General features: G+C 47.3%; 2 protein-coding genes and 2 tRNA genes. 2 read left to right on the top strand and 2 right to left on the bottom strand.

Annotated features, from left to right (window positions below):
• A tRNA-Asn gene (locus A7589_RS22640) sits at window positions 1-76 on the bottom strand.
• A gap of 326 nt (window positions 77-402) precedes the next feature.
• On the opposite strand from A7589_RS22640, the gene nac reads away from it, so the two are divergent.
• Both nac and cbl read left to right on the top strand, forming a co-directional pair.
• Complete coding sequence (nac, locus tag A7589_RS22635) at window positions 403-1,320, top strand: nitrogen assimilation transcriptional regulator NAC (RefSeq protein ID WP_024257452.1); 918 nt, start codon at window positions 403-405, stop codon at window positions 1,318-1,320.
• Between the two features lie 100 nt (window positions 1,321-1,420).
• Window positions 1,421-2,371 carry an HTH-type transcriptional regulator Cbl gene (gene cbl, locus A7589_RS22630; RefSeq protein WP_001011048.1) on the top strand — a complete coding sequence of 317 codons (951 nt, stop codon included), beginning with the start codon at window positions 1,421-1,423 and terminating at the stop codon, window positions 2,369-2,371.
• A gap of 36 nt (window positions 2,372-2,407) precedes the next feature.
• Here cbl and A7589_RS22625 read toward each other — a convergent pair.
• Window positions 2,408-2,483: transfer RNA gene (locus A7589_RS22625), tRNA-Asn, on the bottom strand.
• Window positions 2,484-2,487 lie beyond the last annotated feature (4 nt).

Here is a 2,487-nt window from a genome sequence, read left to right as displayed (position 1 = left end):
TGGCTCCTCTGACTGGACTCGAACCAGTGACATACGGATTAACAGTCCGCCGTTCTACCGACTGAACTACAGAGGAATCGTGAGAACGGGGCGCATATTAATGGCAGTACATGGCGATGTCAAAGGGGGAAATGCATTTTTTTGTTCGTTTGCTGCCAATTTCAACAAAACGATGAACTTTCAATCTTTTTAATCATGTTCCATCGTGGTGCATGACATCCTTTCATGGGGCAGGAAATGCTTCTCCTGGCTTAAAGAGCCAATGACGAAACAATCATAATCTCTTATTTGACGGGCGATTAGCTTTCGTATCAACGCCAAAACGAAACTGGCAAGTATCTTGCAATCTGGTTGTTAGTAATGTCGGCACTCGGGCTGACGCTTAAAAAAACCGGAGGCACCATGAACTTTAGACGCCTGAAATACTTCGTCAAAATTGTAGATATTGGTAGCCTGACTCAGGCTGCTGAAGTATTGCATATAGCACAGCCTGCGCTCAGTCAGCAGGTTGCCACGCTGGAAGGTGAGCTAAATCAGCAACTTTTGATTCGCACAAAACGTGGCGTTACGCCGACAGACGCCGGAAAAATTCTCTATACCCATGCGCGGGCAATTTTACGTCAGTGTGAACAGGCCCAACTGGCGGTGCATAATGTAGGTCAGACATTGTCAGGTCAAGTCTCGATTGGCTTTGCACCTGGAACCGCCGCGTCATCTATCACCATGCCTTTATTACAGGCGGTACGCGCTGAATTTCCAGAGGTCGTTATCTATCTCCATGAAAATAGAGGTGCTGTGCTTAACGAAAAACTTATAAACAACCAGCTTGATATGGCGGTGATTTATGAGCATTCCCCTGTGTCAGGTGTATCCAGTCAGACTTTGTTAAAGGAAGATCTGTTTCTTGTCGGAACTCAGGATTGCCCAGGGCAAAGCGTTGATGTTAATGCGATAGCGCAAATGAACCTCTTCCTTCCCAGCGATTACAGTGTAGTAAGACTTCGTGTTGATGAAGCTTTTTCCCTACGCCGGCTTACAGCGAAAGTCATCGGTGAAATTGAGTCTATCGCCACGCTTACCGCTGCGATTGCCAGCGGTATGGGCGTTGCAGTATTACCTGAATCGGCCGCACGTTCGTTATGTGCCGCAGTTAACGGTTGGATGTCACGTATTACCACACCTTCAATGAGTCTCTCGTTGTCATTAAACTTACCCGCCAGATCAGGTTTATCGCCACAGGCGCAGGCAGTGAAAGAGCTGTTATTGTCAGTGATTAGTTCTCCAGCCATGGAAAAAAGACAATGGCAATTGGTGAGCTAAACGTTATACCTGGATGGAATAAGATGCGGGTTTTTATTATTTGTTATGCCGGGCATTAGACTCTAACAATAATGGATGTCTTATATGCCCGGAGTTTACCGTGAATTTCCAACAACTAAAGATAGTCCGCGAAGCTGCCCGTCAGGATTACAATCTGACAGAGGTCGCGAATATGCTCTTTACCTCACAGTCAGGCGTCAGCCGTCATATTCGAGAGCTGGAGGATGAACTTGGTATCGAAATATTCGTTCGTCGTGGCAAGCGGCTGCTTGGTATGACTGAACCGGGCAAAGCATTACTGGTCATTGCAGAACGTATTCTGAATGAAGCCAGTAATGTTCGTCGGCTTGCAGACCTGTTTACCAACGACACATCTGGCGTACTCACTATTGCAACGACGCACACTCAGGCTCGTTACAGCTTGCCTGGGGTCATTAAAGCCTTCCGTGAACTTTTCCCCGAAGTGCGACTCGAGCTTATCCAGGGGACGCCGCAGGAAATTGCTAGCCTGCTACAAAACGGTGGAGCAGATATTGGCATAGCCAGTGAGCGTTTGAGCAATGATCTCCAACTCGTCGCTTTCCCCTGGTTTCGTTGGCATCATAGTTTGCTCGTTCCTGTCGATCATCCTTTAACACAAATTACGCCATTGACGCTGGAATCAATAGCGAAGTGGCCGTTGATCACTTACCGACAGGGAATTACAGGCCGCTCGCGTATTGATGATGCATTTGTCCGCAAAGGTTTACTGGCAGATATTGTATTGAGTGCTCAGGATTCTGATGTCATCAAAACCTATGTCGCCCTCGGTTTGGGGATCGGATTAGTTGCCGAACAATCCAGCGGTGAGCAAGAGGAAGAGAATTTAATTCGTCTGGATACTCGCCATCTTTTCGCTGCCAGTACCGTCTGGTTGGGTCTGAAACGAGGACAACTGCAGCGTAACTACGTCTGGCGTTTTCTGGAACTGTGCAATGCTGGATTGTCGGTTGAGGATATTAAGCGGCAGGTGATGGAAAATAGTGAAGAGGAAATTGATTATCAGATATAGCAAAAAGCCCGCTATCAAAGCGGGCTTTTCAAAATTTGGCTCCTCTGACTGGACTCGAACCAGTGACATACGGATTAACAGTCCGCCGTTCTACCGACTGAACTACAGAGGAATCG

It is taken from the genome of Escherichia sp. MOD1-EC6475 (assembly GCF_003046645.1).
GTDB lineage: Bacteria > Pseudomonadota > Gammaproteobacteria > Enterobacterales > Enterobacteriaceae > Escherichia > Escherichia ruysiae.
Note: the sequence above shows the minus strand (reverse complement) of the source record. Positions and strands in the feature narration are given on the sequence as shown.

Coding starts and splice junctions, on each gene's coding strand:
- nac (WP_024257452.1), top strand. CDS start 403: ATGAACTTTAGACGCCTGAAATACTTCGTCAAAATTGTAGATATTGGT.